The 987-nt window shown below is 56.4% G+C and carries 1 protein-coding gene and 1 pseudogene; both read left to right on the top strand.

Annotation, left to right across the window (positions count from 1 at the left end):
* Positions 1-304 (top strand): annotated as a pseudogene (locus tag ACOTYB_RS24795) (mobilization protein); the annotation flags it as partial.
* Positions 305-310: 6 nt separating this feature from the next.
* Entirely contained in the window at positions 311-526 is a 216-nt protein-coding gene (locus ACOTYB_RS24790; RefSeq protein ID WP_000137422.1) for an MbeD family mobilization/exclusion protein, read from the top strand.
* Positions 527-987: the final 461 nt, after the last annotated feature.

The following is a 987-nucleotide window of genomic DNA, read 5'->3' as shown; positions in this document are numbered from 1 at the left end:
GGAGAAAAACCGGCGGAGCGTGTTGCTGACGGCCGGGAGGACATGGCTCACCATCCTGATGGTGTCAGCGCTGCTGATCGCCACGAGCGGGAGCATTCTGTGGTGGCAGGGGCAGCAGATAACCGACAATTACACGCATCTTCGTCAGCAGGAAGATACCCTGGCGAAAATGACCGCCCGGACGTGGGGAGTGCGCTATCAGGAGAGCAGCGACGGCCGGAGGTTTCTTATCCTGCCGCCGGGGATGCAAGCCGAAGCCATCCCCTACGACGGGACGACATGGATCCGCCTGAAACAGGAGTAGCGGAAAATGACAGAGCTGGAAAAGCAGTTGCTGAGCGCATTAGAGCAGCTACAGCAGGACTACTCGCAAAGGCTGGACGAATGGGAGAGCGCCTTCGCGGAATGGCGGAGCATGTGTGGTCTTATGCAACGGGAGAACGCGGTGCTGAACGAGCGCGTGTCGGACTTGAGCACGCAGGTGCTGAGTTTAAGCGAGCAGCTGCGCCGCTTGTCCGGGAACTGAATGCCATCGAGGAGAAGGCTGCACTGGAGTATCAGCGTCAGAACGAGCTGGAGCTGACGCTCCGACAGAAGCAGAAGAGTTTCGATGGTCCGAAGATGAGGTGACAGCCCGCACGAAGAAGGGCTCATCGCGTTCCTGCTAAATAGGCTGACTACCGGAATGGTAGTGACTTATCCCGGAGGAAGTGATGAAAATTCTCAACGTTATTGAAGCCCTGCTGAACTGTTTTTACCTGGTGATGGAGCTGTGTGAGTTGCCGGAGAGGCATTTGCCGGTTTTTAAGGCGTTCGCGCTGATTTTAGTGTGACTTTACGCTGCATGCATCTGGCTGCATGACTATGCATCAGTGTAATATCCAGCGGCTGCGTTTTTGGTGTTTTTTCGTCATGTCTGTCGCCACTTTCTCGCGTCTGGCACCGGAAACGCAGCCAACCCTGTTTCTGCGGTGCGGGCAAGGGGTG

Source organism: Enterobacter cloacae complex sp. IR5450 (assembly GCF_049238665.1).
Lineage (GTDB): Bacteria > Pseudomonadota > Gammaproteobacteria > Enterobacterales > Enterobacteriaceae > Enterobacter > Enterobacter hormaechei_C.
This window is presented reverse-complemented; position numbering and strand designations above follow the sequence as displayed.